This is a genomic window from Sphingobacterium sp. UBA6645 (assembly GCF_002455685.1).
Classification (GTDB): Bacteria; Bacteroidota; Bacteroidia; order Sphingobacteriales; family Sphingobacteriaceae; genus Sphingobacterium; species Sphingobacterium hotanense.
This window is the reverse complement of sequence record NZ_DKLH01000057.1, coordinates 1-5,485: the sequence shown is the minus strand read 5'-3', so window position 1 is coordinate 5,485 and position 5,485 is coordinate 1. Positions and strand designations below refer to the sequence as shown.

Here is a 5,485-nt window from a genome sequence, read left to right as displayed (position 1 = left end):
AATATATTTAAACTTAATTTTAATTATTGTTAACGTATATTTGTGCAGGTTTTTACCTCGGGTCATAAGTAAAGTATTAATAATTGTTTCCACACATGTCGTGAAAGGATGCGCTGTTCCCAGTCATTGAAACATCCCCACAATTGCTAAACTCTTTTCGATTTTTGCCCTTCCATTATGTTTTAACGTATGTATCACAGGTTGTATGGACGAGGTACTCACATTTGTTCGACTATTAATAAAAAAAACAAATCAAACAGAATATATGGAAAATTCAAACACAGCTTTCTTGGAAGAGGACTTAAATGATCGTGTCAAGGCCTTACTATCCAATTGTTGCTCAGGCTATGCTAATCTGGAATCTTTGTGTCCTGAAAGGCAGACAGCTTTGGTAAAACTATTCGATCAAATTCAGTATAAGGACATTCTTGATCAGGCTCTTTGGAGTATAGGTGGCGGATTAGCACATTATAATTTAAGTCTGAATGAGATTAAGTTATCCTTATTGGAGATTCTCTCTACACGCTCTGATGATAAAGAACGCTTGATCTTGAAGGAGCTTTTTCTGTTCCTAAATATCTTGGATGAAAAAAGTTTCTACCAAATCAATGGAATCCGTCAGTTAATGAATTGCCCTGAAGAGGTATTTGATTTTAAAATCGAAGAAATTAAAGGTCTTTATTTTAATAATTAATGCTGCTTCTGTGTGTTATGAACTGAAGAGATTCGTAAGTTGTGAAAAGACAAAAACAAAAAGGGGCGTTTCGCCCCTTTTTGTTTTTATAAGAATGAATGTTTTTGAATTTAGATTTACCTATTGTCTAGTTGCTAGGCTCGTTCCTATATTATTTTTTCAACGCAGCGCTCGCAACATATTTAGCCGCACCAGCTTTGATATTGACCGATAGCTGCGAGGTTCCTTTCTCTTTATTGATGATGAACATCAGAATTCCTTCATCCCCAACTTTATTGTTGGCGACATATTGCAGGTCGCCATTTTCATTATTGCCGATGAGTTTAAATTCATAGCCTTTTAAGGCAGGCACTAATGCATGGTTCCAAGTAATGTCATAAGTGTTTTCCGTTATTTTTTTAACGGTCGGCGCGATGGCATTATTATTTAACAGCTCAAAACCGCTCTCAAGATTCAGAAATGCAAGGGGATTGAGAATAACATATGTGCCTTCGAGCTTGACTTTGGCCAAGGTTTCTTCATCTTGATTATGTGAAGACTCTAACTTCTCACAAGATTGAAAAAAACAAAAAGCAACAATAAGTAATAATAATTGTAAAGGTTTTATCATAAGCAGTATTAATTGTCGGTAAATGTAATGAATTTCTTTGCACAAATTTGAAGCCAGTTCTTAGTGTTGTCGTAAGAGAAATTGTGGTTCATTGTGAAAGTTTTAATATGATTTGCTATTTATTGTGAATGTGATATTTTGTTCATTCAATGATATGAATATTTTATTAAATTATCATTATTTATATTTTACCCGCTTGGTTATTCTCATCAATTTCAATTAAATTAGTACGGTTTCAGCTACATTCCAGCCCACTTTTCCTATCAAATAAGAGTGTGGCAATTATAAACTAAATACATATAAGCTGAATCTTTTTAACCATTATAGATAACTATGCACGCAACAGAATTAACTGCTGAACATCAAATCTTCCGTGAAAGCCTAAGACATTTTATTCAAAAAGAAATCATCCCCCACATCGATCAATGGGAGAAAGAAGGCCAGATCGATAAAAACATTTGGAAAAAAATGGGGGAGATGGGCTATATGGGCCTAAATTATCCTGAAAACCTTAATGGGTTAGACTTAGATTTCTATTATTCTCTTATTTTTTGTGAAGAATTATCTTACTGTTATTCTGGAGGCTTTACTATTTCCGCCTTGGTCATCCAATATATGTCGGCGCCCTATTTATTAAAATACGGTTCGGACTATTTAAAAGAAAAATATCTAGCACCAGTCATCTTAGGCGATATGGTAAGCGCTGTAGCTATAACTGAGCCCGGCGCCGGTTCTGATGTGCAAGGCATTCAGACTACAGCTGTCCTGCAGGGAGATCACTACATCGTGAATGGTTCGAAGACTTTCATCACCAATGGCTATTATGGTGATTTCTTTATTACCGCCGTAAAAACAGACCCTAATGCGCGCAGCAAAGGTATCAGTTTGTTAGTTATCGACCGAAAAGCGGAAGGTGTTACGGCGAATAAGATCGATAAGATGGGCTGGCATGCCTCTGATACGGCGGAACTTGGCTTTAATCAGGTGCGGGTACCGAAAGAAAATCTATTGGGCGTGGAAGGCGACGGCTTTAAATATCTAATGGGCGGTCTGCAGCTGGAGCGATTAACGGCAGCAATTCATAGTTTAACGACGGCGCAGTCTGCAATTGACTACACCTTGGAGTATATCGAGCAACGATCTGCGTTCAAAAAACCATTGAAGGACTTTCAAGTCATTCGTCATCGGATGGCCCAATTGATTGCCGATGTGGAAATTAATAAAGCTTATGTCTATCATTGCTGCGACCTTCAAAATGAGGGTAAATATGCGGTAAAGGAGTGCTCCATTGCTAAACTACAAACAAGTGAGTTAGCTATAAAAGTTGTTGATGAATGCTTACAATTTTTTGGAGGCTATGGTTTTACAGAAGATTATAAAATTGCCCGTTTATATCGGGATGTGAGGGTTGGAACTATTATTGGAGGTACTTCGGAGATCATGCGCGAGATTATCGCGAAGACATCGATTGATCAGGTGCAGTATCAGAATAAATAAGGACCTCAGCCAAATATCAACATGAGAAATATCAAAATAGACAAGGAGCAGCAAGGAATTTTAAGGTTCGAGTTTTCTAATGCAAGTAAAGAATCAATAACGGTCGATCTTGACTTCTTTGATGAGGTACTTCCGCAGGCCATCGACTTTCTTGCGGAGGATAGCTCGAAAGCAATCATATTCGAATTTAAAAACCCGGCGATAGGAACAGATTATCGGGTTCTCTTTGGCGAGGCGATGGCTTGGCAAGTGTTTGTAGATCGATTAAATACTGTGTCCAAACGTATCAGCCGCTTAAAGGCATTTCGTAAGCCTATCGTTTGTATTGTGCATGCTGAGTGTTCGTCAGCTGCATATTCGTTTGCAAGCATGGCGACCTATATCTTGCTGTCGAAGAACAAGGGTAAATTAGGTTTTCCCGAAACAAAGTTCGGCTTGATGCCGGGCTTCGGAGGCACCATTAATTTGCTGCAGCGATTGGGACCTGAAGGGGCACTGAATATTTTAAGCAGTGGAAAATTATATAGCGCGGACGAGGCATTGAAACTAGGAATAGCAAACCTGCTATTTGAAGATGAGGAGGAAGGACTTTCTTTGGCCATGTCTTGGATTGCTGCACATAAGCAATTGGATCTAGACAATCAACTACTAATAAAAGAAACGGAAGCTGAATATTTCGTCAACCTTTCTTCAAAGATCAATAGGGCTATCCCAGGTCAATTAGCCATTGTGCAGGTCTTCCAAGATTCATTAAACGAAAATCTTGCGGATGCCTATGAACTAGAGGCAGAAGCGTTCTGTAGCGTTTTACAACGCAAGGAGCCTTTGGCAATGCTTCGAACGCAATATTACGGTACGGCCGAAGCCTCCAAAACAGCGGCTGGGGCAGCGTCATTTCCGATGGAAAAGGTCGGTGTGATCGGTGCTGGGATGATGGGGGCAGGGATTGCATATGAAGCTGCAAAAGCAGGTTTTGAAGTTGTATTACGCGATATTAGTTTAGAAAGTGCCGAGCGGGGCAAAGCCTATTCGGCAAAAGTGCTCGATAAATCTATTAGCCTAGGCAAGGCTACGGAAAAGCATAAGGAAATTATCCTCGAGCGTATTCATGCGACGGATAATCTTGCGGATATGCGCAATGCCGACTTGATCGTGGAAGCTGTATTCGAAGATATCGTTTTGAAAAATCAAGTTATTGCGGAGAGCGCTGATCTGTTGAATGAGGCTGGCGTATTTGCTTCGAACACAACCTCGCTACCCATTTCTAAGTTGGCTATTGCCAGTAAAAATCCAGCAAATTGTATCGGACTCCACTTTTTCTCACCCGTGGACCGAATGCCGCTTGTGGAAGTTATTTGCGGAAAGCAAACAAGCAAAGAGACGTTAAATAAGGCTCTTCATTTTATATCAAAACTTAAGAAAATACCTATCGTAGTTCAGGATGGTCCAGCATTCTTTACTTCGCGCATCTTCTTCAACTACCTGTTGGAAGGTATCAGTATGATTCAAGAGGGCATCCCATTAGAACAAATAGAAGGGGCAGCAAGATTAGCGGGTTTTGGCGTTGGGCCACTTGCTGTATTAGATGAAATAACCCTTGATCTGATGGTCAAAGTTTATGAGCAATTGCCGAAACTGCACGCTTCCCAGCAAAGGACGCTCAGTTATCTTAAAAAGCTGATTGCAGAAGGTAGATCCGGCCGAAGGTCTGGCAAGGGATTCTATGACTATCCCGCAGATGGTGGTAAAAAGCAAAATTGGCAAGACCCCGAAATTGCTGTAAGCAAGGACATCCCAAGCACCGAAGATCTTAAGAAGCGTCTGTTGCACGTCGTCGCTTTGGATAGCTATCGTTGCCTCGACGAAGGAATCCTCAGCAAAGCTATCGATGGAGATATAGGCTCCATTTTCGGACTAGGCTACCCACCCCACACCGGCGGTGTATTCGGACATATAGATCAGGTCGGTTTAGCAACATTCGTCGAGGAATGTAAAGGCTTTGCCGCCGCCGGAGAACAATGGGAAATCCCGCCATCTTTGGAGAAGCTCGCTAAGGAGGGATACCAATTTTATAACGGATTTGAAGCTAATGTTGGATTTAGACATTAGATTTTAGACATTAGACATTAGCGTATTGGCGCCACATTGGCGCCTTTTTATTGGTGAGTTGTTTTGAGCGATTGGTTTGGCAAGAAGGAAAGTTTGTTGAACTTTTGGTTTTGAAAGGCAAGTTTGTTTTGAACCATGAAAAAAAGGAATTAAGGATTAGCAGGATCCTGTCAATCCTTGCATCCTTCCTTTCCTGGTTCAAAGACAAATCATCCTGTCAATCCTTGCATCCTTCCTTTCCTGGTTCAAAGACAAACCATCCTGAATCTCCTTTCATCCTTCCTTTCCTGGTTCAGACAAAAGCCTTAACCTCAAACACAATACATCACCACCAAACAAAAAAAGGGGCTATGCAAATAGAGGGCACTGAAAAAGCCTCAACTTTCTAATGAGACTTAAAGAAATGACTGAGTATAGGTTTTCCCCTACTCGGTCATTTTTGTTCAAAGGGTTTCTGGAAGTTTGTTTTTTATGAGCTTATTGAAGGTTTAAGCGACTAGGACTTGCTATTTGAGTTTTTAGCATTCCATCCAGGCTTTTTTGAGGCAATATCCCACCTTTTTATATCAATTTCA

4 protein-coding genes are annotated in these 5,485 nt (G+C 40.2%); 3 read left to right on the top strand and 1 reads right to left on the bottom strand.

What is annotated here, in order from left to right; genetic code table 11:
- The first annotated feature begins 265 nt into the window (after window positions 1-265).
- Window positions 266-694 (top strand): hypothetical protein, encoded by a 429-nt coding sequence (locus tag B2400_RS11190; RefSeq protein ID WP_149525694.1) that lies wholly within the window; start codon window positions 266-268, stop codon window positions 692-694.
- 151 nt (window positions 695-845) lie between these two features.
- Here the strand turns inward: B2400_RS11190 and B2400_RS11185 are convergent, their stop codons facing one another.
- A complete protein-coding gene (locus B2400_RS11185; protein ID WP_293933381.1) occupies window positions 846-1,304 on the bottom strand; it encodes a hypothetical protein in 459 nt (152 codons plus the stop codon).
- A 333-nt stretch (window positions 1,305-1,637) separates the two neighbouring features.
- Here B2400_RS11185 and B2400_RS11180 point away from each other — a divergent pair, with 333 nt between their 5' ends.
- Both B2400_RS11180 and B2400_RS11175 read left to right on the top strand, forming a co-directional pair.
- Window positions 1,638-2,801 (top strand): acyl-CoA dehydrogenase family protein, encoded by a 1,164-nt coding sequence (locus B2400_RS11180; protein ID WP_149525696.1) that lies wholly within the window; start codon window positions 1,638-1,640, stop codon window positions 2,799-2,801.
- 21 nt (window positions 2,802-2,822) lie between these two features.
- Window positions 2,823-4,910: a 3-hydroxyacyl-CoA dehydrogenase NAD-binding domain-containing protein gene (locus B2400_RS11175; protein WP_293933379.1), complete on the top strand. Its 2,088-nt coding sequence runs from the start codon at window positions 2,823-2,825 to the stop codon at window positions 4,908-4,910.
- The last annotated feature ends 575 nt before the right edge of the window (window positions 4,911-5,485 follow it).